We start from the raw sequence: 22,607 nt of genomic DNA on the forward strand, positions 1-22,607 counted from the left end.
ACCTGTCAAAGCCAAAGCATGCTTTCTTACCTAATTACCTCTACCCATCCCCGGAGGCTCACAGTCTCATTAGAGCATTCGTCACGCTTGTTCACCTGGTAAAAGTAAATGCCATTAGGCAACCCGTTAGCACTCCAGCCGTTCCGATATTCCTCTGCACTGAAGACAAGGTTCCCCCAACGGTTGTACACCTTCAAGGACACAGCATCAGTTCCTGTGCTGATAACGAACCTGTCGTTAAGCCCGTCGCCATTTGGCGTGATGATGTTGGGCGGCGCAGCATTCTCAGCCAGCGGGGCACCAGCTACCTCGAAAGCCCCTCCCTCAGTAAAGCGGGAGCCTGCAAATGCTCCATCCACTGTCTGTACACCCCAGTAGTAGTAACCCTTTGGCAACCGGAGCTCATGCTTCAGAGCTTGCCCCACGTTTCCCCCTAAGACAACCTGGCGATAGCCCGTCTCTGTGTCTGCCATGGGCGAAAGAAGAAAATTACCAGCCCCGTCCTTAACGAAGACATTGTAAGTGAGAGCCTTTGTGCCCGTCTCTTTGTCTGAGCCGGCCTCCCAGGTAAGTGTGACGGCGCCTTCCTGAACCTGTGCCAGCAAGCCTGAGGGAGGCGCAGGGGGAGTGTTGCTTTCAAAGGCGGCACTGTTAAGGTTGTTTATGTAGAGCCTGGCGAGGAAGGAACTGTCAGAGCGCCGTACCCCCGTAACAACAAAGTCAAGGTCGCCGTCGTTGTCATAGTCAGCCCAGGCAACCGACCCATTGTGCAACTGGACAAAGCCCAAGCCGGCGCTTATAAATTCCCCCTCCTGGTTGCCGTAGATGCGGGTGACCGAGGCGACAAGGTCCCTGCAGGGGGCACAGTCTCCACTGGCAAGGATGTCCAGGTCGCCATCATTGTCATAATCCCCCCATGCCACTTCACCAAATCCTCCTAAATCATCGATCTGATGGCGCACAAAGCCACAGGGCTGGTTTTCGTAGAGGCGCACCTTTGCGCGGTCGCGGTTCATTAGGGGAAGCTGATCACCGCCTGTGACAACCAAGTCAAGGTCCCCGTCATTATCGTAGTCGCCCCACTTGGCTGAGCTGTTGACAACGGGGATGAAAGCCGGCACCTCCATTTGCCGAAAAACTCCGCCATCATTCCTAAAAAGCATAAGCACGTAGGTATTGTGATGAAACCCAGTGATCACCAGGTCAGGATCTCCGTCGTTGTCATAATCCCCCCAGTCGCCTTGCCCCTGGTGTGTGTTGAGTATCTTTGTCTTTATATCACTAAACCTGCCCGCGTCATTGCGGTAGATCTTGGCATACTCATAGGTACCAGCTGCAGCATAGATGCCGCTGAGGTACACGTCCAGGTCACCATCTCCGTCATAGTCAACCCAACGGACGTCGCCCGAGATCAGAGAGGGCAGCCCAGCCTCATAGTGGGTAAACGTCCCCCCATCGTTCCGGTATATCCGCGTCAGGAAGTACTCCAGGTCTGTCATAGTGGCGGTAGTGCCGCTTACCAGCAAATCCAGGTCACCGTCCCCATCAAAATCGCCCCAGTCCAGGGCGGCAAAATCCAGAGCTGGCAGGGAAGTTTCTTTATGGACAAGGCGCCCCCTGATATTCTCGTACAACCTCGTGGTGGGCCTGTCAAGGCTGTCCCCACCGGAGATGATAAGGTCTACATCCCCATCCCCGTCAAAGTCTGCCCACTTTGCGGCTGAGTGCCTAACGCCCAGTAGCAGGTCAGCTGACTCTGTGATGGTTTGAGCTAGCAGAACCTGGGGTAAGAATAACAAAAAGGAAAGGAGTACAAGTGTTTTCATAGGTTAGGTGTTGGACTGCCTGATTTGGTCAAAGGTATCCTTACAGGGGTTCCAGCTTTTTTTGCCCTATACCTGATTAGCCAGCATAAAAAGCTTAACCTTTAAGTAACAGAGCTACTGCCTTGGACTTTAGTTATGTCAACGTATTTCACCAGTAATATAAAGAAAAAATTATAGTCAGTATAGAAATTACCCTCGTTGCTAAATACAATAATAGGTAGTTCACTAAATGAGGAGTAACTAAGAATATATCCGCGCCTAATTACTTAAAAGTTTATTTGATAAGTATTAACTACAAAATTAATATTGTCCACATATTAAGCATTTTATATAGGGAGGTTATTTAAGCAAAACAGCTCTGTCTTTAACTAAAGACAGAGCTGTTTTGCAGGTGTGTTATAAGTAATTCAACCTTCATCGGAAGCGTACCACTCTGCAAAAGAGTTTTGGGTTTCCCAAAGTTTTAAGCTGTGCAACATTACATGTTCAGGCATTACTTTACGGAGCCTTGATTTAAAGTCGATGAGCATGTTCTCGCATGTTGGCTGATATGGAGTTAACAGTAGCTTGTGGTGTAGCTTTCGTAAAGTTTCCACCAGATCTTTATCTGTGTCAGCTTGTAAAAGCAACCCATGATCCAAGTCCTCCAGAATGGTTTCCTTTACAATTTTCTTTAGATCTCCAAAGTCCAGCACCATGCCGTTCTTTGGGTGATTCTCATCTATAAGTGGAGTGCCAATTATGGTTACTTCTAATGTATAAGAGTGTCCATGGATATGACGGCAGGGACCATCGTAGCCCTGCAGTGCATGCGCCATCTCAAAGATAAACAGGCGTGTTAATCTTATCTTACTCATTTCTTAAACGGTAGCAACCTGCTCTAAACGGCCAAGGAGTAGTTGATCTTCTGCATCTAATAATTCATCCAGCATGATCACCTGTCGCTCCAGTTCATCCCTGAACATGGTCGGAAGAAGTTGCTTGTAATATTGAATCCCATGCTGCAGATTATCCCAAAAGCTTTGCAGGTATTTATATTGTTTGTCTGTCAGGGTTTGCAGTTGTTCTTCTTTCTTGCTTTTCCAATAGTCTACGTACATCCTCAGTTCATTTACGAACACGTGTGGCCGATAGGTATTATTTAAAGCATTGAAACGTCCGTAAACATGGTCCACCATTTCCTGTAGCTTAAATATGCCGGAGAAGTAAGCCAGGTTTGGGCCAGGGCATATCGTTACAGCCTTTGTCGCTGCTTTTTTGCTTGAGGTAAACAGTTGTGTGGCAGAGTTAGCCAAACCATCACAAAGGCACTCTTTGGTCAGAATCCTTGCCTCTTCCAACAGGTATGCTACAGGGTTTAGATCCTGCTTTTTTAGATCTTCCAGCTTGCGACGCTGGTACTTGCGTGATGCCGTGCAGATGGGTTCATCTGTAAACTCCGTGTTAGATACCAGGTGCTTTTTTATGCAGGGGCTTCCAGGCTTGCCACGCTCGGCCCTAAGGTTTTTTAATTGTTCACTTGATGTGTTGCGCAATGCGTTAAACGGTACACCCAACGGGGAAATAGGACTTAAATACAAATCTTCCTCTTTAGCCTCTACTAATTGCTGTAAGGTTTCTTCGTCTACAGTGGTAGCTTCTGGTACAAGTAAGAAAGGGGTTCCCCAACCAACGGAGTCGACACCGTACTGATGCATGAGAAATTCATGCTCCTGGGGAGTTCCTATACCACCTTGCACCGTTAGTTTTTGTGCCGGAATATCCAGCGGTACAGGTATACCTTTACTTGCCAGTGCAGAACTGAAAATACTGTAAAGCTCTTTGCGGAGTGCCTCACGATTCTGTTTAAACTCTTCGAGTATCGGACCTAAAAGATAGCCATCTGTGGCAAAGGCATGTCCACCACAGTTCAGGCCAGATTCTATTCTGAACTCTGACACCCACAAACCTTTTTTCGCTAATATCTTACCCTGCACCATGGCAGAGCGATAGTCACTCACTTTAATGATAATTTTTTTATCAAACTTATCAGCAGCATCTGGAAAGAAGCAGTTGAACTGGTCCATGTAGCCAAAAAGGCGCATGTTCATACCTGCTGAAAACACTACAGCCGCGTTAACTGTACTATTTGCAAAGCCCCGTAAGGCTGCCATGGCATCTGTGTATTCCTGTGGTAGGGCGTCACCATTTTCGTCATAGTTGGTTTTGTCGAGCTTTGTCATGATGTTGACATCAATGCTGCCAGCGACTAGTGATGCCCGAAGTTCGTTCTGCAGAAGCAGTCTGGTGTCTTCATCTTCGGAATGTAACATCTGCCTATACAACATTTTTAGTGGTGACTGTTCTGGTAACAACAGGAAATACTTTGTTAACTCTGATTCCGGAACAAACTCTTCCTGCTGAAGTTGCTGCATTTGTAGCTTTACAATCTCATCGATCATATCGAGGCAGGCAGTAATGCGCCTGGCCCTGTAATCTTCTTCTTTAGCTGTAATGGGCTGATAAGGCAGAAAATACTGTTGACTGTAGTATGCGCGCATTTGCTCGAGTAATGAGTCATCGCTTAGAGAAACAACTGATGAGATACCGAACCGAGCTACTTTAAGGGGGGAGTCAACGGAAAAAGCCAATCCCATTACAGGTATGTGAAAAGTATGCGGTGTGTTAGGTGACATAAATTGAGAGTTGATACTGGTTATGAATTTATATTCAGGAGTTAGCATGATATTTAAAGCTTTCGGCCCACCTTTCCGGCATCAAATCATTTAAAAATCTGTTGTAATGTTGCCTGAGTCATAGCCTTATTTTGCCTTCACAAGGTACACCGGGTCTGATAGTTCAAAAATGAGGATTTACAGTCCTTTGAATGATCAATGTCATTTTATGCTAAAAGGGTTTAGGTTACACTTGTAAAAAACCCAAGGCAGTAGACTCATCTTCTCATACTTCTCCATACTTTGCAAAAGCACTTATCTATGGAGCTAGGGTCAGGTTGGTGAAGTAACTGGTAGTGCAGCGCAGAGAACACTGGCAGTACATATACTCTAGAGGCTGATGAAGATGATACCTGTGACCTTTCCAGATTACCTTAAACCGGACTTACACGCGAAACGAAACTGGCTGCTGGTGGCGTTTCTCAACCTGGTGATAGTGGCTTTCCTGGGGCTGCTGCTGCGATGGATGTTTGTGGGGGCGATTAAAGAAATCAACTATAAGTTTTTATTGCATGCACATTCGCATGTGGCATTGCTAGGGTGGCTTTATACTGCAGTCTTTGTCGCCTTGCTTGTTACTTTTCTCCCCCAGGAATCACGAAATCAAAAAACGTATACCTGGCAATTCTGGCTGTCTCAGGGGGCGGTGCTTGGGATGCTTTTCAGTTTTCCGGTACAAGGTTATGCAGCAGTTTCCATCACTTTTTCAACGGCTCACATGCTGCTAAGCTACTGGTTTATTTATCAGTTTCTGAGAGATGCAGGAAAGGCAAAGATAAACATGGGAGAGCACAGATTATCACTGAAGTTTGTGAAGGCGGCCCTGTTTTTTTTAGCTATTTCTTCTTTGGGACCCTGGGTAATGGGACCAATTATGGCATTGGGGCATATCGGTAGTGAAATGTACTTCAATGCCATCTATTTCTACCTGCATTTTCAGTATAATGGGTGGTTTACCTTCTCCGTGCTGGGCCTTCTTTTCTGGCTGCTGGAGTACTACCAGGTTTCTTTTAACAGCAAGTTAGCTGTCCTGTTTTTCAGACTAATGTTTTGGTCATGTATACCTGCTTACCTGTTGTCGGTACTCTGGACAAAGCCGGATGCCAACATATACCTGGTAAGTGGAGTGGCTGCTTTTGTACAGGTAGTGGCATTGATTATTTTACTCGTTATGCTGGTGCCCCTACACAGGCAGATCCTGATATTGTTTGGCAGATGGAGCCGCAGATTATTTATACTTGCGGCTGTGGCTTTCTTATTTAAAACAGGAATGCAGTTCGCTTCAGCTTTCCCTTATATGGCAGAATTAGCCTTCCGGCTTCGCCTTTTTATTATCGGCTATCTTCACCTGGTACTCATTGGGTTTATCAGTATTTTTCTATTTGCTTTTTTTACGCAGCAAGGGTGGCTAAGCTTTAAGCATGGAATAAGCAGGTGGGGTATGGGTCTGTTTTTACTCGGTTTTATAAGCTCAGAGTCAATGCTCTTTGTGCAGGGGCTACTCTTTTGGTTAATGGCGGGTGCAATTCCCTTTTACAATAACTTTCTTTTTGGAGTGAGTATTCTTTTACCTGTAGGAATACTGCTGTTTTTCCTGGGCCAGTTAAGCGGAAGTAGGAATAATGAAGCGAAAGTCCGGGATGAAATTAGGCTACAGAGAGAATGTGCCGAGAAGAAATGCGTTAAAGTATAGCACCCGACCGGCTTTTAAAATACGCGATTTTGGAAGAGAACATTTCAGCCATTCTTTCCGCCCGCCACTTTGCTTCCACTGCTTTTTCACCGGTAAATAACTCGTCTAAAGTTTGGTAGAAGATGTTGAGCCACCTCTCAAAATGTGCCTCATCTACAGGCAAGGTAATATGTTTTTGGCCAGGACTACCCTGGTAAGTTAACTCTCCGAGAAGTACCGTTTGCCAGAAGCGGTACATGATATCCAGATGCCTGGCCCAGTTATCCTTGATCCTCTCCTCGAAAACTGGTCCCAACAGGTCGTCTGCTCTTACTCTGGTGTAGAATGTGTCTACTAATAGCTTGACATCATCCAGGTGTAGAATTTCTTTTTTATCTGCCATTTGATTTAGCTGAAGGTAATCATTTAACATTCTTTTCAACTGGGTAATTCAAATTTGAAGCGAGAGAATCAGAACTTACCTGCCAGAAGTCTATTCTACAAGTAAGTTCTGATTTTCTGATTCCTGCAAATTAACTACATCCCAAGCTATTTCCACAGTTCAAACACTTGTAACAGGTGCCGGAGCGAATGGTAATATGTCCGCAGACATTACATACGGGGGCATCTCCCATCATGGAGGCCAACACCTGTTGGGTTTGCTCCATAAGAAGTGTGCGGCTTTGTGTCACTACTTTGTATTCTGCCTCGTTTCCAGCTGGCCCAGCGTTTGTTTGAGCCAGTGTTGCCGGAGGTGTTAAGTTTTTATCTATAGAATCTTCGGATTTTTCTGATTTTACATGCACCAGATCATCCCTGTTGAGGTACTCGTAACCCAGCAAACGAAACAAGTAATCAAACACGGAGGTTGCTGATTTAATGTTGGGGTGCTCCACACGACCAGCCGGCTCAAAGCGGGTAAAGGTAAAACGGTTTACAAATTCTTCTAGCGGAACGCCATACTGTAGGCCCAGCGATACGGCAATGGCAAAGCAGTTGAGTATGGACCTGAAGGAAGCACCTTCTTTGTACATGTCGATGAACACTTCGCCCAGAGAGCCATCTGCGTACTCGCCTGTTCTGATGTATACAGTGTGTCCGTCTATCTTAGCTTTTTGGGTAAAGCCGTTACGTTTGTCTGGTAACTTGCGGCGTTCTACCATATGCGAGAGCTGCTGCCGGAATTTCTCGTTTGCTGAGTTGGAAAGAATGGCCTGGGCTGCTTTTAGAACCTGTTCTGCATCCTGACTGATTTGTAAATGATCAGACTGCTTGTCTTCTCCTTTTTTACTGTTACCGGAAGAGAGCGGCTGTGAGAGCTTGCTGCCGTCACGGTAAAGGGAGCAGGCTTTCAACCCAAGTTCCCACGATAACTCATAGCAAGCAGCTACATCCTCCACTGTTGTTTCGTTAGGGAGGTTAATCGTTTTGGAAATGGCTCCGGAAATAAAAGGCTGAACAGCTGCCATCATCCTGATATGTCCTTCTGCTTTTATAAAACGGGTGCCTTTGTTGCCGCAGCGATTGGCACAGTCAAACACAGCATAGTGTTCTGATTTCAGGTATGGTGCACCCTCTGTGGTCATGGTGCCGCACACAAAATCGTTAGCCTCTTCTATTTGTTTCTCCGTGAAACCCATTGCACGGAGCAGGCTGAAGCCTGGCTGGCTGTATTGCTCAGGGGCAATGTTCAGGCGCTGCATCGTGTCCTCTCCCAGAACGTGCACTGAGAGAGCAGATGACAGATCGTAAGCAGTTGGGAGCCTGCGTTCCAGTGCAGCCAATTCTTCTTTTGTAAAGCCCAATGCCTGTAGTGAGGTAGGGGTAACGTGTGGGCACCCCTGTAAGGTAGCGTGGCCTTTGGCGTAACTGACAATTGCCTGAATCTGCTCCTGATCATAACCCAACTGTTTGAGTGCAATCGGTATAGAGTGGTTTATGATTTTGAAATAACCACCACCCGCCAGTTTTTTATACTTCACCAGGGCAAAGTCAGGCTCAACGCCAGTCGTGTCGCAATCCATTAGCAAACCAATGGTGCCAGTGGGGGCTATTACTGTAGCCTGTGCATTTCTGAAGCCATGCTTTATACCAAGGTCCACGGCCTTTTCCCAAGCCTGGCAAGCAGCATTGTATAGACTCTCCGGACAAAGCGCCGGGTCAAGTGGTTCGGGATTTATGGAAAGACCATCATACTTTTGGGGAGTGTTATGTGCAGCATAGCTGTGATTAAGAACCACACGAAGCATAGACTCTCTGTTCGAAGCATACTTTGGGAAAGCACCAAGTACGGCTGCCAGTTCAGCCGATGTCTTGTAAGCTGTGCCTGTCATGATAGCGGTTAGAGCACCAGCCACTGTGCGTGCTTCTTTGCTGTCATACGGCAGGCCCTGTATCATGAGCAGAGCACCTAAGTTAGCATAACCTAAGCCAATGGTGCGGTAATCGTAAGAGCGTTGTGCCACAGCCTCAGATGGGAATTGCGCCATCTGCACAGATATATCAAGCACCACTGTCCAAAGACGGCAGGCATGCTCGTAGGCTTCTACATCAAATTCTTTTTTTGCTGAATCATAGAACTTCGTAAGGTTTAAAGAGGCGAGGTTACAGGCGGTATTGTCCAGGAACATGTATTCGGAGCAGGGGTTAGAGGCTCGTATAGGTCCCTCGGCAGGACAGGTATGCCACTCGTTAATGGTCGTGTCGAACTGCAGGCCCGGATCTGCGCAGGCCCAGGCTGCTTCTGAAATTTGCTCCCATAATTCACTTGCAGGGATAGTTTTTACCACATGCCCATCCGTACGTGCTGTCAGTTTCCAGTCACCATTCGTGTGTAAGGCCTTGAAGAAACTGTTAGGAATACGTACTGAGTTATTTGAGTTTTGTCCTGATACCGTTTGGTAAGCCTCTCCGTTATAGTCAGAACTATATCCCGCGGCTATCAATGCTGCTACTTTCCTTTCTTCCTCCTTCTTCCAGTTTATAAATTCTATGATCTCCGGGTGATCCAGATCAAGGCTTACCATTTTTGCCGCCCTTCGTGTAGTACCTCCTGACTTGATGGCACCTGCCGCTCTGTCCCCGATTTTGAGGAAAGACATGAGGCCCGATGAAGTACCCCCGCCTTCTAGTTTCTCATCTTTTCCCCTGATACTGGAAAAGTTGGAGCCTACTCCTGAACCATATTTGAAAATACGTGCTTCCTGTACCCACAGGTCCATAATCCCCCCTTTATTAACCAAATCATCCTCTACGGCCAGGATAAAACAAGCATGTGGTTGTGGGCGCTCGTAAGCTGATGCTGATTGTGCTACTTTACCTGTAGCCGGATCAACATAGAAATGCCCCTGGGCCTTTCCTTTCAACTTATAAGACTCATAAAGGCCTGTATTAAACCACTGTGGTGAGTTGGGAGCAGCATACTGCCCCAGCAGCATATAAACCGTCTCATCATAGAATACCTGCGCATCCTCTTCAGTTTTGAAATAGTTGTACTGCTTCCCCCACTGTTGCCAGCAACTGGCTAACCGGTGTACAACTTGCTTTATTGAAGTCTCAGGTCCTGTGCTGCTATCCGGCTGCGGTACTCCTGCTTTACGCAAGTATTTCTGTGCCAGAATATCAGTCGCAATCTGAGACCACCCAGCCGGAACCTCCACATTATTGATCTCGGCGACTACGCTGCCGGAGGGGGTTCTGATGGTGGAAGACCTGAGTTCATAGCTGAACATGTCATAAGGTTGTTGCTGTGCTGAAGTAAACAGTCTCTTAATGGATATGCCTTTTTTAGGAACGGATGAAGAGCTCTTTTTCATGAGGTAGAGAGGATCTTATTGTGACTTTAGAATTGATAGAGGTCTTCAAAAGTCCTGTAAAATCAGCGGGAAAAGAATGATGAAGATCATTTTAATAAAAGACTTTTGTGTCTTTTATTATCTGAAGCAGTCTATACTTTTGTTATCTGAAGCAGTCTATACTTTTGTTATGGTGATTGAGTACAGACTTTTAATCTTAAGACATGGAAACCACAGAAAACATTGAAAAGCTGGATGTAACAATCCTTGAGCCACGCATGAAGCATCCTACCATTTTTGAATGGTTTGACAACCGTAAAGGTGGGGAGGCTTTCGTTATTCATAACGACCACGATCCGAAGCCACTCTACTACCAGTTGCTTGGAGAACGGGGCAATACGTTTAAATGGGAATACCTGCTGCAAGGGCCCGAAGTATGGGAAGTGAAGATATCCAAATTAACACCAGAAGAGGGGGAGACAGTGGGAGAGTTGGTGGCGAAGGACTACCGCAAAGCACAAGTGTTTAAAAAGTATGGGATTGACTTTTGTTGTGGAGGTAAAAAATCGGTAAAACAGGCTTGTGAAGAAAAGGGAGTCAACCCTGACCAACTGGAGCAGGAGTTGTTAGCAACAGAAAAGGCTGAGAAAGGCCGTGAAGCTGATTTTGACAAGTGGTCACCTTCCTTTCTTGCGGATTACATAGAAAACATGCACCACACGTATGTGCGGGATGCAATTCCGGCAATTTATGAGTATACAGCCAAAATAGCCCGGGTACATGGCAGTCGGCACCCTGAGTTATTGGAAGTAGCGAAGCATTTCACAAACATAGCCAATGAACTGGAGGCGCATATGCCTAAAGAAGAGCGCGTGCTTTTCCCATATATTAAGCAGCTGGAAGAAGCCAGGAAAAATAATGTAAAACTTGAAAAGCCTGCTTTTGGCTCTATTCAGAATCCTATAAACATGATGGAAATGGAGCATGAACATGCAGGAAATGAGCTGGAGGCAATACGTGAACTAACTAACAATTACATTTTGCCAGCTGATGCATGCGCCACTTACACAGTGGCTTTTAAAAAGCTCCAGGAGTTTGAGGATGACCTTTTCAGGCATATCCACCTGGAAAACAATGTGCTGTTTCCTAAAGCACTTGAGCTGGAGAAAGAAGTGCTGAAGTAGTTTAAAGGGTAGGCTGTTTTATAAATCAAGCGGCCTACTCTCCTTAATATTTAAAAGGGATTATCCCACCGAAGCGATGGAAAAGGCTATCAAACCACAAAAGCGAGACAAGAGCTTGGTTCCACTTTCACGTGAACACCATTTCGGACTTTTGTTCTGCTGGAAAATACGGGAGGGAATAAAAAACGGAGCTGACTTGCAGGTAATCGGAGACTATGTTTGCTATTTCTGGAACAACATACTGAAGGAGCATTGCGAAGAGGAGGAGTGGCTCCTGCAAAGATTGCTGCCAAAGAATGATACAGCCCAGATCAGGATGGAAGAAGAGCATCGGCTACTGCATGAAATCATCGAAATCATTTGTGAGGGGAAAAAACTTAACCTGACACAGGATCTCTTCCAGACCTTACAGCAGGACCTGATTGATCATATTCGTTGGGAGGAGCGTGAGCTGTTTCCTTACCTACAGGCTGTAGTTGGTGCCGGAGAACTAGAAATCACAGGAAAACTCCTGGAACAAAAACATCAGCTAAAGAAAGACTCTTTTACTCCTGAGTTCTGGATTAAGTAAGATCGCATCATAGCCATGGAAATAGCAGCTAATACTAAGATTTCAGCTATACTTAAAGCCAATCCTGATGCGATAGAAGCTATTGCTTCTATTAACAGGCACTTTGATAAGTTGCGAAACCCGCTGTTGCGTAAAGTACTGGCTTCACGCGTTACCATTGCTGATGCTGCACGCATTGGCGGGTGCTCCATAGAGGAATTTTACAAGTGCCTTGAGCCGCTGGGATTTAAACACAACTCAGCTCCTGAACCTCTTGCTAAGCCAGGAGTAGTAGCCGACAAACCATCTTACCTGAGGCAACTGACACAGGAAAACTTTCAGGTACTGGATGTAAGAGAAGATATTTCCTCAGGTAATGATCCTTTTCTGAAGATTATGGATTCGTTGGATAAGGTGAAGGGAAATAAGGCTTTACAGCTTGTAAATACCTTTGAGCCTACACCACTTATAGATATCCTGAAAAAGAAGGGCTATGAGTCTTACACAGAAGTGTTAAACGAGGACTTGGTACATACTTATTTCTGGCTAATTATGTCTTCCGGAGCAGAAGCGCATGTATGTGAACCAGAGACTCCAGACTTTGATGTTATAGTGAACAACTATGAAGGCAGAATTAGGAACCTGGATGTGCGCCACCTTGAGATGCCCCAGCCAATGGTTACAATTCTTAATGAGCTTGAGATCTTACCGGCTACTGAGGCGCTTTTCGTGACACACAGAAAGGTTCCACATTTTCTACTGCCGAAACTGAAGGAACGGGGTTATGAAGTTGCTGTGAAAGAGGCCGCACCTCCCGATGTTCATCTACTGATTTATAGAAAGCTATAACTATGAGCACAGCATCTGTTTCAAACTCTCCTGCTAAGTGGGTTGTATTACCACACTATGCCTTTGCTGCCCTTTCTTTTGTGGTGCTCAGTATGCTGCTGTTGTTTTCTACTGATGCCTTCAATGGCCATTACTTTCATCCAAAGCTGCTCACCCTGACGCATGTTGCTGTATTAGGATGGGCCACAATGATTATTTTCGGAGCTCTTTACCAGTTGCTACCTGTAATACTGGATTGCAGATTGTTTAGTGAACGGCTGGCAGCTTATACATTCCTTTTGCTGGGTGCAGGAACCGGAATACTGGCTTACTCCTTCTGGCACTTCCAGGTGGGATGGACAATGCACCTGTCTGCTTGCCTGCTGTTTATGGCTTTTCTTCTTTTTAACTTAAATATCATTCAGACAGCCAGAAGAGCACCCAAATGGACGATTGAGGCAGATTTCATTGTAACATCTTCTATCTGGCTTCTCATAACAGGGTTGGTTGGCCTGCTGATGGCCCTGAACTTTACGTTCGCTTTTCTACCTGAAGAACATGTGCATTATCTGAAACTACATGCTCATATAGGTATGGTAGGTTGGTTTCTGCTTCTTATCATCGGGGTAGGAGCCAAACTTATCCCGATGTTTCTGCTGATGCACCCAAAGGGGCCTCAAAAGCTGAACTGGGCCTATAACCTGATTAATGGTGGACTGGTGTTGTTTGTTTTCGATCATATGCTGTTACGCTTAGGAGCCTCACTTTTATGTGCAGGTCTTGTAGCTGGTGGCTTGCTCCTTTTTCTGCTGTATTTGATTGAAGCTGTAGGTACTATGCAACGCAAGGACATGGAGCTTGGAGTGAAGCAAACCTTTGTTGCACTTGCGCTCCTGCTTTTGCCCTTAGTGCTTGTAATCTTTGTAAGCGGTGACTTTGGAATTTCACAGCAAATAATGTCTTCGGTTTATTTAGTATATGGCATTTCCGTTTTTCTGGGCTTTGTGACTGCGCTCATCCTGGGGCAGACTTTTAAAACTCTCCCTTTCATTGTCTGGATGCATGTATATGAAACTCATGTTGGAAAGTGCAAGACTCCCCTGCCGAAAGACCTGTACAACCACCACCTTTTGTGGTGGCAAAACATCTGCTATCTGGTTGGACTCCTTGGCTTGATATGCGGAGTAATGCTAGGCCAGGAGTCAATTATACTTGCCGGAGCTATTGCTTTCACGCTTACATCTGTTTTATACACTGTCAACGTTTTTCAGATACTGTTACACAAAGCGAGAGATCTTAAACCCTTTACTTATGGAAAAGCAGGAGTTTAATATAGCATCTGATGCTTACGAAGCACTGAGGATGATTATAGATCCTGAAATCGGGATTAACATTGTAGATCTTGGACTTGTTTATAAAGTAAGCCTTAAAGAGAATGTCCTGCAGGTGGAGCTTACCCTTACTACTCCCGGATGTCCTATGAGTGGTACTATAAAAACCGCTGCGGAACAGGTACTGTTAAGGTTATTTCCGAACCTGGAGGTAAAGGTGGATCTGGTTTGGTTGCCTCTCTGGACGACTGACAGGATAAGTGAAGAGGGGATAAGGCAACTGAACAATAAGTAACATATATTCGCAGCCGCAAATCGAACGGAAGATGATACTTTCAAAGACAACTGAATATGCCTTACGTGCCATTGTGTATATCGCCATGCAGAGCAGGGGAGGGTACAACGTAGGAATAAAAGAAATAGCAAAGGAGCTTGAATTACCTGGTCATTTTATAGGCAAGATTCTCCAGGACCTGGTAAGAAAAGATGTGATAGCCTCCATTAAGGGTCCACATGGAGGGTTCTATATGCACAGGTCTGCCGATCAGATTAGCGTGTTGGAAGTTGTAAGGACAATAGATGGGCTTGGTGCATTTAAAAAGTGTGGAATGGGCATGAAACATTGTTCAGACACGCACCCCTGTCCGCTCCATAACGATATCAAAACATATCGGGATCATCTGCTAAAGATCTTCAAAACAAAGACTATTCAGGATTTGGTAGATGGAATAGATACAGGAGAGTTTTTTATAACTAACATAAGAGAGGAAGAAGCCCCGGACAAACAAGCTGTTTGATTTTTCGGCTTTGGAAGAAAAGCATAAAAAAATTCTTAAAGGTATTAAACCAGAAAGAGGAGGCATTTGCCTACTCTTTCTGGTTTAAGTATAAGTAATCCATCTCTGGGATTAGTCACTTCCTAATTGTTTTACAAGTTTGTTGTATATACCTAACAGTAAAAAAGAAGGCGCCCATTGTCCAACAAACAAAGCTTCCTCATCTTTTCTCATTACTTTAAGCGTGGCAGATACACCCATTGATCCTAAAGCAGCCCACAAATACACATCGGATGGTATCTTGGCGGTATACTCTTCAATAGTTCTAGCTACAGGTCCTTCCTTGTGCTGTGGATTATAACTGTCTGCTTTGGTCTTTAAGTCTTCTGCTTTGTTTTTCAAATCTCTCGCATTTGTTTCCATAGGTTTTATTTTTTGGTTTTACAATATGTATATCCAAACTTGAAAAATGGCATAAATGTTTTACTAATTTTTTAACAGAGGGTATATGGTTCCTGAAAAATTACGTAAGAGCCTGTAGCCAACGTGAACAATATTCAATTATTTATACAAATATGTAGTAATACAACTTCTATGACTAAGGTGAAAGCAACTATAACAAAGCACGTATAGAAGGGTTTGATAACAATTTGAGGGGTATGCATTTTACAAAACCTACAAATAACTACATGATAAAGTACAATGAAGCTTTAAGCTTATTGGAAATCATGTGGTACGGATACATTACAGATGATAACATTCAGGAAGCAATAGACAACGTAGCTAAAGTGTTGACAACAAGGCAGGTAAAGTTTTTTGTTTCAGATGTTAGAAATTCTAACACAACTAGAGTTACAGAAGAAGCCTGGCTTCTGAATTATTGCTTTCCCTTGCTTGAGTATAATGGAATTAAGCGGATGGCTAGAATTTCAGACGGTTGTACACTCGGGCAAATGGTGATGGGTAACATTGTTGATGTTATGAGCAAAGAAGAACAGTATCATTTTACCGTTCAGAGTTTCGCAGAGCGTGAAAAAGCAATGGATTGGTTACTTAACGCTCAGGCATAATAGCAAAAGCCCTGCAGAGGGGACCACAGGGCTTATCGCCTAATTAACACAAACAACTAACAAATTAACTAACCAATTAAATAAAGGGATTTTAAAGTCTTTTTATGTGAAGTACATTAGTACCGTACAAAAGGTAAATTGCTGATGGATTGGTAGCTGTCACTAACTCCTACAAAATAGTCTCCTATAAAAATTCCTGATCCACTGCTGATTGCCAATGATCCGGCATTATGATTTACCATACCTCCATCTATAGTGGAGAAGTCAAACATCTCCTCTTTCTGCTCCTGACTAAGCTTTCCTGACAAAAGAGACCTGCCAGTAGCAGTGTAGCTATTAGTAGGTTCTGCCAATAGTGTTTTTCTTATCAAGCTCATGTTTCAGTGGGTTTGGGTTCATACTTAATACAAGTATAGGTAGTATCTCATTTATGAAACAGGAAAAATTGAGTTTAAAGGTAACATTGCTTGTAAGGCCTGAAAGAGGGTTTAATTTGTTGTATTATGCTGTCATATCGCCGTGAGCTTTAACTTTAGCAATATTAGTTGTGCTATATATTTAAAATATACTATTTATGAGCTTTTAAAAGAGGAGTAAAAACGCTAAAAAGTAACTTTGTTAATGCTTTTTCTCCTGAATAAGATTTAGCAGGTGGTAGCTAATAGTTTGTAGAGCCAGTACGGTTAGGGCTAAAGCAGCCCCAGGAAATGCAACCAGCCACCAGGCCGAAGTATTAGACTTAATTCCTGCAATGGTTCTTCCCCAACTCACGAAAGTAGTAGGTAAGCCAATCCCGAGAAAAGAAAGAGTTGCCTCCAGGGCCAGTAAACCTGCCAGTCCGAAACTAAAACTCACCACAACAGGACCTAATAAATTAGGTAATACATGCTTAACAAGTAAACGCTTCTGGGGAACGCCCAGGCTTTTAGCAGCCTCAAAATAAGGAAGTTGTTTTATCCTTAAAGTTTCGGCGCGTGCTAGCCTGGCGGTAGAGGTCCAGCTTACAGTAATAATTAAAATTGAAAGCAGAAAAATAGAGGGGGGTAGAAAAGAAGCAATCACCAGGATCAACAAAAGACTTGGGATGCTATTTAAAGCCTCTATTATTCGTAAAACAAGATAATCAACCGGGAAAGGAAAGCTAGAACTGAGGAAGTTCCATTTTGTTATAAGTGGATGTATTACTTTAGTTAATAGTGTAAATATTATGATAAGTATAGCAATGCTTAGAAAGATATAATCAAAGCTAAAGTGAAGGGAATAGAGGTTTGAAGGAAGGTAAAGGCCAAAGTAAAAGAAAGACAGAGCAGCAAGACAAGCGACTACAAGACCCGCACGGCTAATAGTAAATACTGAATCCCCAAAATAACCTGCGCCTATACCCAAAACCAAGCCGATGCCTGAAGCAATCAGCATAATGGGGAAACTTATGAAAAAGGCAGAACGTGCGCCAAATAGAACGTTTGCCAGCACATCCCGACCAAGGGCATCTGAGCCCAGCCAATGTACATGGCCTGTAGCGCTTTCAGCGTTCCAGTCAAATGGTCTTTGAAATGGGTTTTCCAGATCCAATTCATTTGGACTGAAGGGTAAGGGTATAAAAGGTAAAAGAACAACTACTGCTATGATAAGAGACAGATAAATAGCTGCTGCCTTAAAGCCTGTCTTCTCCTCCCAGAGGTGTTTTATTTCTCTAAGTAGCTGTTTCATACGTTCTGTTGCCTGGTTCTGGGGTCTGCCAATCCATAACCAATATCTGCTAACAAATATACTAACACCCTGAATGTTGCTACTACAAGCACAATGGCTACTATTACAGGGTAGTCACGGGACATAACTGAATTAACCAGCAACCTTCCCATTCCTGGTATGGCAAAAATAGTCTCTACTACCACTGTTCCTGCTATCAGAGCCGGTAGTGCATCGGTTAATATTGTGATAACAGGTAGTAGAGAATTGCGAAGTACATGGCGTCTGATTACCTGTGATTCAGTCAGGCCTTTAGCTCTGGCTGTTCTTGCATAATCTGTTTTCGCCTCCTCTGAAATCTTTCTATAAATAAGGGTAGTAAGAAAAGGTATGTTTGCCAATATGAGGCATATAGCTGGTAAGGCCATATGAGGTAACTGGTTATACAAGAGTGCCAGCTTTGAGGTGGAAGTTGTGCCAGCAGGAATGCTCATCCCAAAAACAGGAAAACATTGCACAAACGCAGGAGAGGCAAAAAGCACCAGTAGGAGGAGGGCAAGCAAAAACAATGGAATGCTATCCATTAGAAAAAGGGATGGAAGGAGAATCTTTTTTAGCGTCTTCACCTTTCCGATGGTCATTTGCAGGCTTAATTCCAGCGATATCCCAAATGCTACTATTATGCTAAATAATACTAGCCAGAAGGTATTTCCAATAGCCTCAAAAAGTACATCGTGAACTGGTCGCAAATCTCTGTACGAGTTGCCCGTGTTGCCGGAAAATAAATCTGTTAGCCAGCGGTGATATTGGTTGTCATAACCGTGCCACTGAAGGGATGGAGTTAGAAAGGCCAGCTTGTTTTGCTGATCAATAAGTTTTGCGGCGGCTATTTTCAGTTCCTGTATTTCTGCTGTTGCCTGAGAGCCAGCAGTAGTTCCAGCCAATGCGTTAAGATGAGCTTGTATGTATTCCGGGCTGGTACTTGTATAGAGCAACTCTAACTCCTGAATAGAGCTGGCGTGGCCTAAAGCTACCTCTACGTTCTTAAGACTTTTAAAATAAGCAGCTACCAAGGGCCAATTCCCATAATGCCAGCTCAGGCGCTGCAGAAGCAGGCGATCAGATTCCGGAAATACAAGGTCGAGCGTGTCAGGCTGTGTGCCTGCTTTCAATGAAAAATAAAAAAGAGGCAAATCTTGCCCTGTTCTCTTGAGATAGGACCTGTAGGCTTCCTGTCTACTCTCTACGCTCCCTTTGTTGTAATAACCTCCATTCTCTTGCAGGATTTGTTCAGCACCCGAGGGACCTGGTAAAAGCCTGCTGAGTACAAAAATAACCGTGGCCAGCAACCAAAGGGCTGGTAAGGCTAAGAGAAGTCGCTTAAGCAGAAAAGGCAGCATCAGGTGCTGTTAATTTTTCAGGGAAAATGAACTTACGTCGTAATTTGGGCTTAGGCCGGAAACTTTGATGTTATCAAAACGCCTGTGTACCGCTAGCTTATCTTTATGGTAATACAGTGAAATGAAAGCAGCCTCTTCGTAAAGTACTTCCTGGAGCTTCTTTAGCAACCTTGATTTCTCTTCAGGAGTAGAAGCCGCGTTTATCTCATCTAAAAGCTTATCGCTCATCTCGTTTCCAAATCCCGTATAGTTCAGGCCGCCAATACCTGCAAAAGAGGTATGTAGTAGTGGTTTGAAGTTAAAGATGAAGGGGTTTCCCGATAGTGAGCGAAAGAACATTTCAAATTCATGTGCCTTAGACTTTTGCCCAAACAGGCTTGCTTCCATCGCCTGAACTGTAACAGGTATTCCGGCTTTTGCTGCGCTTTGCTGAAAAATCAGTGCGGCGTTTTCAAAACCGGTATTACCTGCACGATAATTTACCTCCAACGTAAGCTGGGTTCTTTCTCCGTTGATAAGTTTAAACCATCCATCACCTGACCACTCCCAACCAGCTGCTTTTAGCAACACCTTAGCTTTATTGATATTAAAATCTACAGGCTTAAGGTTTGTGTTATAAAGAGACTTTGAAGTGGGAGGTACAGGTCCAACGGTAGGAGAGGCATACCCCTGTTGCGACACCTTGATCATGCTGTTCACATTCAGGAGATGGGAGATAGCCTGGCGTGTGCGTTTATCAGATAGTTTTGGCAGGCGACTGTTTAAGCCTACATAAGCAAATTCATAGGAGTTAGGAGCATAAAGGGCGTAATCACGGATAAAGGAGCTGTCCTTTCGGAGCTGGTTAAACTCAGCAGCTTCTATTTTCTCCAGAACATCCAGTTGCCTGTTTTTTAAAGCGAGAAGCGCAGTTGTATTGTCGGGAATAATATGAAAGCTAATTAGCTCAGGATTGGCTGTGAGATGATCTGCATCAATATCTTTTGCCCACCAGCCAGCTTTGCGGCGGAGCGTAATATATTGACCAGGCACCCAGTTCTCCACCAGGTAACCGCCGCTCCCCTGGAGTAGTTCTTTGCTCCGGTTAAAGTCGGCGCTGTTGAACCTGCTAGCGAAGGCTTCTAGGTTCTGTTTGTTTTCTAGCTTGGAAAGATCGTCCTGCAGTTCAGAAAGCTTGTAAGCATTTAGTAACCCTTTTGGGTCAAATAAATAGGCCGGAAGAATAAAAAAGTCTCCCGTCATCAACTCCATTTCAGGAGCATAACCTTCACAAACAAAGGTAAACTTACGGGGATTAGCCTCATCCGGCTGTATATCCCTGATAAATTCAACCTGTGGCTTTAAACGCTCATTATTTAACAAAGGAGCTTTTAAAACCTTCAAAGTAAAAGCAACATCTGCTGCCGTTACAGGTGATCCGTCAGCCCAGGTGGCTTCCTCTCTAATTTCATATGTATAAAGTGTCGTAGAGTCACTTCTAGACACTTCAGGCATACGGGCAGCCAGAACCGGTTTAATCTGATCTCCTGCCAGGTCTGCACCTAGCAGGCTCTGGAATAGCAGATTAATAATTTGAATAGCTCCAACGTCGCTGTAGTTTACCGGACTAAGCGTTTCAGGCTCCATAGCCAGCCGTACTCTAACTTCTTCTGGCTGGCGTTCTGGTTGGCTGCAAAAGCTTAATAGGAATAAAAAACTAAGTAGGAGTAAACTTATTCTTCGCATTTAAATCACCCTTTGGCTAGATAATTAACTAAGGGCAATATAGAGAAAAAATAAATTAGAATATAAATCAACCTTCAGCCCAGTGACCGGTTCCACCCATTGTTCCTAGTGTAGGATCAGATGTCTTGCTCTTCTCCTTGGCAGGCTTTTCAGTAGTGTTTCCTGTGTTAGGGTTTTGGTTAGCTGGCAAGTCTGTAGAAGTGCCAACAGTGAGGCTTACAACGATTGCAACAATAAGTGATAGCATATTAATAGTTTTAGGGTTAATGGTATGACAAAAGTGTTTAACTTTTTGAATAAAAAAAAAGAATATTAAAGTCTATAGGTAACTATCATCAATAAAATAAATAATTATAAAAATGGCTAGTAATAATTAATATATATATATTAGAGGTCATTTTTAACGAAATTTATTTGAAAATAAACCTTAAAAAGTAACTTTTAAACTGAGTCAAAAACATCTTGAACTTATTGTCAGGACTAATATTTTGACGCCTGCACTCCACTATCTTCAAATATAGCTATGTTTAATAATTATTTAATTATCTACTTTATTTATGAATGAGCTAAATGCCCTTTCTAGAATGCTAATGTTTTGTAACAGTGTTACTTATTCCTTTCCAGATCGAAATATGAAAGGGAAGGAAGGGAACTTTGTTTCTAAGCTATTAAACAGAAGTTATGAAACGGATGAACAGGCAGCTTTGGATTTATATGGTACTAATCCAAATGATGTGCGGTATAAGATGCTGAAGCATAGGGTAAAGAAAAAATTTTATAATAATCTTTTCCTGCTAAACTACCAAAAGCTCAAAGTAAAACCTTACGTTAAGCATGAACAGGAGTGTTATATGCTTTTGCATAATGCTAATCTTTTTTTGAAGCAGTATGATTACAAACTGGCGGAACTTAATGTGAAGAAAGTTATCGCAGCAGCTAAAGAATATGATTTAATTAATCAGGAAATAGCTGCACTAGAGATAATTTTGTTTTGTAATTCAGAACTAGGCTCATTGAAGGACTTTCAGAAGCACAAACAGCGCTTAGATGAACTGCTTAGAAAGAAAGCTTTTGATAGAGAAGCTGTTAGTTTGTTTCAATTGATAAAGATACAATTAAATAAATCTGTTAAATCAAGAAGAGAGTACTTGCCTCAACTCAAAAATGATGTTAAGCAGCTGGAGAGACTTTGGAGATTAAGTAGAACATTTGATTCTTTTAACTCTTACTATAAAGCATATATATGGTATTATGAGTTAATAGGGGACTTTTCTAAAATTGTTGAATTAACTGTTCTATCTGAGAATTTAGTAGAAAAAGGTGAAGTTTTAAGTTCAAGGTTTGATGCCAACTACAACAAGTACATATTAGTATACTCGCATTTAAGAGCTTTGAAATATGATAAGGGGTTATTTTATGCAGAAAGATACTTAATTGACTTTAACCAAAATTCTATAAACTGGTTTGCCTACCTGGAGAACTACTTCCTTTTGGCTCTTCATTCTCAGAAATATGATCTGGCTAAAGTTTTACTAGATAAGGTATTTAACAACAACTACTATCAAAGAATCACTCCTGTTGCCAAAGAGAGATGGCAGCTTTATCAAGCATACTTATCTATCATAAGTGGAGATAAACAGTTTACAAAGGCGTCAAATCCTTATTTAATTTCTTTACCAGAGCAAAGTAAGGATAAACAAGGTTCTAATGTTGCTATACTCATTCTTCAATTTTACTTCTTCCTGCAGAAGAAAGATCTTGAGGCTCTAATTTACCGGATTGAAAGCTTAAAGAAGTATATTCATACGCACCTTAAGGATGCCTTCAGCCTACGAAGTAAGCTTTTTCTGAAACTTTTGGTACTTACTGTAACAGAAGATTTTAATCCTGAGCTTTGCCGAAAGAAGGGGCAGAAGCATTATGATAAGCTACTATCTACTCCTCCCCCAGGAGACGCTTACTCAGAAATTGAGATAGTACCATATGAGCATTTGTGGATGTCTATTTTAGAGATTTTAGAAACTCATAATACCTGATTAAGGCATTCA

The 22,607-nt window shown here is 43.3% G+C and carries 20 protein-coding genes; 9 read left to right on the forward strand and 11 right to left on the reverse strand.

Annotation, left to right across the window (positions count from 1 at the left end; all coding sequences use genetic code 11):
* Positions 1–26 precede the first annotated feature (26 nt).
* The 3 genes from ACFSRY_RS01390 to ACFSRY_RS01400 all read right to left on the reverse strand — a co-directional run bounded on the left by ACFSRY_RS01390 (position 27) and on the right by ACFSRY_RS01400 (position 4,501).
* Positions 27–1,826, reverse strand: a complete 1,800-nt coding sequence (locus ACFSRY_RS01390; RefSeq protein WP_377502658.1) for an FG-GAP-like repeat-containing protein — start codon at positions 1,824–1,826, stop codon at positions 27–29.
* A 407-nt stretch (positions 1,827–2,233) separates the two neighbouring features.
* On the reverse strand, positions 2,234–2,683 hold the full coding sequence (locus ACFSRY_RS01395; protein ID WP_377502660.1) for a 6-pyruvoyl trahydropterin synthase family protein: 450 nt from the start codon (positions 2,681–2,683) through the stop codon (positions 2,234–2,236).
* Positions 2,684–2,686: 3 nt separating this feature from the next.
* Positions 2,687–4,501 carry a hypothetical protein gene (locus ACFSRY_RS01400; RefSeq protein WP_377502662.1) on the reverse strand — a complete coding sequence of 605 codons (1,815 nt, stop codon included), beginning with the start codon at positions 4,499–4,501 and terminating at the stop codon, positions 2,687–2,689.
* A gap of 379 nt (positions 4,502–4,880) precedes the next feature.
* Between ACFSRY_RS01400 and ACFSRY_RS01405 the strand changes: the two genes are divergently transcribed.
* Positions 4,881–6,233 (forward strand): hypothetical protein, encoded by a 1,353-nt coding sequence (locus ACFSRY_RS01405; protein ID WP_377502664.1) that lies wholly within the window; start codon positions 4,881–4,883, stop codon positions 6,231–6,233.
* On the opposite strand, the gene ACFSRY_RS01410 is transcribed toward ACFSRY_RS01405, so the two are convergent.
* Together ACFSRY_RS01410 and ACFSRY_RS01415 are read right to left on the reverse strand one after the other, a co-directional pair.
* Entirely contained in the window at positions 6,223–6,615 is a 393-nt protein-coding gene (locus ACFSRY_RS01410) for a group III truncated hemoglobin (RefSeq protein WP_377502666.1), read from the reverse strand. The genes ACFSRY_RS01405 and ACFSRY_RS01410 overlap by 11 nt on opposite strands.
* Positions 6,616–6,745: 130 nt before the next feature.
* Positions 6,746–10,027, reverse strand: coding sequence for a vitamin B12-dependent ribonucleotide reductase (locus ACFSRY_RS01415; protein WP_377502668.1), 3,282 nt, complete (start codon positions 10,025–10,027; stop codon positions 6,746–6,748).
* Positions 10,028–10,230: 203 nt separating this feature from the next.
* On the opposite strand from ACFSRY_RS01415, the gene ric reads away from it, so the two are divergent.
* The 6 genes from ric to ACFSRY_RS01445 all read left to right on the forward strand — a co-directional run bounded on the left by ric (position 10,231) and on the right by ACFSRY_RS01445 (position 14,696).
* Positions 10,231–11,190 (forward strand): iron-sulfur cluster repair di-iron protein, encoded by a 960-nt coding sequence (gene ric / locus ACFSRY_RS01420; protein WP_377502670.1) that lies wholly within the window; start codon positions 10,231–10,233, stop codon positions 11,188–11,190.
* A gap of 76 nt (positions 11,191–11,266) precedes the next feature.
* Entirely contained in the window at positions 11,267–11,761 is a 495-nt protein-coding gene (locus ACFSRY_RS01425; RefSeq protein ID WP_377502672.1) for a hemerythrin domain-containing protein, read from the forward strand.
* A 15-nt stretch (positions 11,762–11,776) separates the two neighbouring features.
* Positions 11,777–12,589 carry a DUF2249 domain-containing protein gene (locus ACFSRY_RS01430; RefSeq protein ID WP_377502674.1) on the forward strand — a complete coding sequence of 271 codons (813 nt, stop codon included), beginning with the start codon at positions 11,777–11,779 and terminating at the stop codon, positions 12,587–12,589.
* Positions 12,590–12,591: 2 nt separating this feature from the next.
* Complete coding sequence (locus ACFSRY_RS01435) at positions 12,592–13,899, forward strand: hypothetical protein (RefSeq protein ID WP_377502676.1); 1,308 nt, start codon at positions 12,592–12,594, stop codon at positions 13,897–13,899.
* Complete coding sequence (locus ACFSRY_RS01440; RefSeq protein WP_377502679.1) at positions 13,880–14,194, forward strand: metal-sulfur cluster assembly factor; 315 nt, start codon at positions 13,880–13,882, stop codon at positions 14,192–14,194. Before ACFSRY_RS01435 ends, ACFSRY_RS01440 begins: the two co-directional genes overlap by 20 nt.
* A 31-nt stretch (positions 14,195–14,225) precedes the next feature.
* Complete coding sequence (locus ACFSRY_RS01445) at positions 14,226–14,696, forward strand: RrF2 family transcriptional regulator (protein WP_377502681.1); 471 nt, start codon at positions 14,226–14,228, stop codon at positions 14,694–14,696.
* A 111-nt stretch (positions 14,697–14,807) separates the two neighbouring features.
* On the opposite strand, the gene ACFSRY_RS01450 is transcribed toward ACFSRY_RS01445, so the two are convergent.
* Complete coding sequence (locus ACFSRY_RS01450) at positions 14,808–15,098, reverse strand: hypothetical protein (protein WP_377502683.1); 291 nt, start codon at positions 15,096–15,098, stop codon at positions 14,808–14,810.
* Between the two features lie 266 nt (positions 15,099–15,364).
* On the opposite strand from ACFSRY_RS01450, the gene ACFSRY_RS01455 reads away from it, so the two are divergent.
* Positions 15,365–15,745, forward strand: a complete 381-nt coding sequence (locus tag ACFSRY_RS01455) for a hypothetical protein (protein ID WP_377502685.1) — start codon at positions 15,365–15,367, stop codon at positions 15,743–15,745.
* A 116-nt stretch (positions 15,746–15,861) separates the two neighbouring features.
* On the opposite strand, the gene ACFSRY_RS01460 is transcribed toward ACFSRY_RS01455, so the two are convergent.
* The 5 genes from ACFSRY_RS01460 to ACFSRY_RS01480 form a co-directional block, all read right to left on the reverse strand.
* Entirely contained in the window at positions 15,862–16,122 is a 261-nt protein-coding gene (locus ACFSRY_RS01460; RefSeq protein ID WP_377502687.1) for a hypothetical protein, read from the reverse strand.
* A 241-nt stretch (positions 16,123–16,363) separates the two neighbouring features.
* Positions 16,364–17,455 (reverse strand): ABC transporter permease, encoded by a 1,092-nt coding sequence (locus ACFSRY_RS01465; protein ID WP_377502689.1) that lies wholly within the window; start codon positions 17,453–17,455, stop codon positions 16,364–16,366.
* Positions 17,452–18,834 (reverse strand): ABC transporter permease, encoded by a 1,383-nt coding sequence (locus ACFSRY_RS01470; RefSeq protein WP_377502692.1) that lies wholly within the window; start codon positions 18,832–18,834, stop codon positions 17,452–17,454. The genes ACFSRY_RS01465 and ACFSRY_RS01470 overlap by 4 nt, the downstream gene beginning before the upstream one ends.
* Positions 18,835–18,843: 9 nt before the next feature.
* Positions 18,844–20,460, reverse strand: coding sequence for an ABC transporter substrate-binding protein (locus ACFSRY_RS01475; protein ID WP_377502694.1), 1,617 nt, complete (start codon positions 20,458–20,460; stop codon positions 18,844–18,846).
* A 166-nt stretch (positions 20,461–20,626) separates the two neighbouring features.
* Entirely contained in the window at positions 20,627–20,806 is a 180-nt protein-coding gene (locus ACFSRY_RS01480; protein ID WP_377502697.1) for a hypothetical protein, read from the reverse strand.
* A 385-nt stretch (positions 20,807–21,191) separates the two neighbouring features.
* Between ACFSRY_RS01480 and ACFSRY_RS01485 the strand changes: the two genes are divergently transcribed.
* On the forward strand, positions 21,192–22,595 hold the full coding sequence (locus ACFSRY_RS01485; protein WP_377502699.1) for a hypothetical protein: 1,404 nt from the start codon (positions 21,192–21,194) through the stop codon (positions 22,593–22,595).
* The last annotated feature ends 12 nt before the right edge of the window (positions 22,596–22,607 follow it).

Origin of the sequence: Pontibacter locisalis (assembly GCF_042684605.1) — a bacterium.
In the GTDB taxonomy this organism is placed as follows: Bacteria; Bacteroidota; Bacteroidia; order Cytophagales; family Hymenobacteraceae; genus Pontibacter; species Pontibacter locisalis.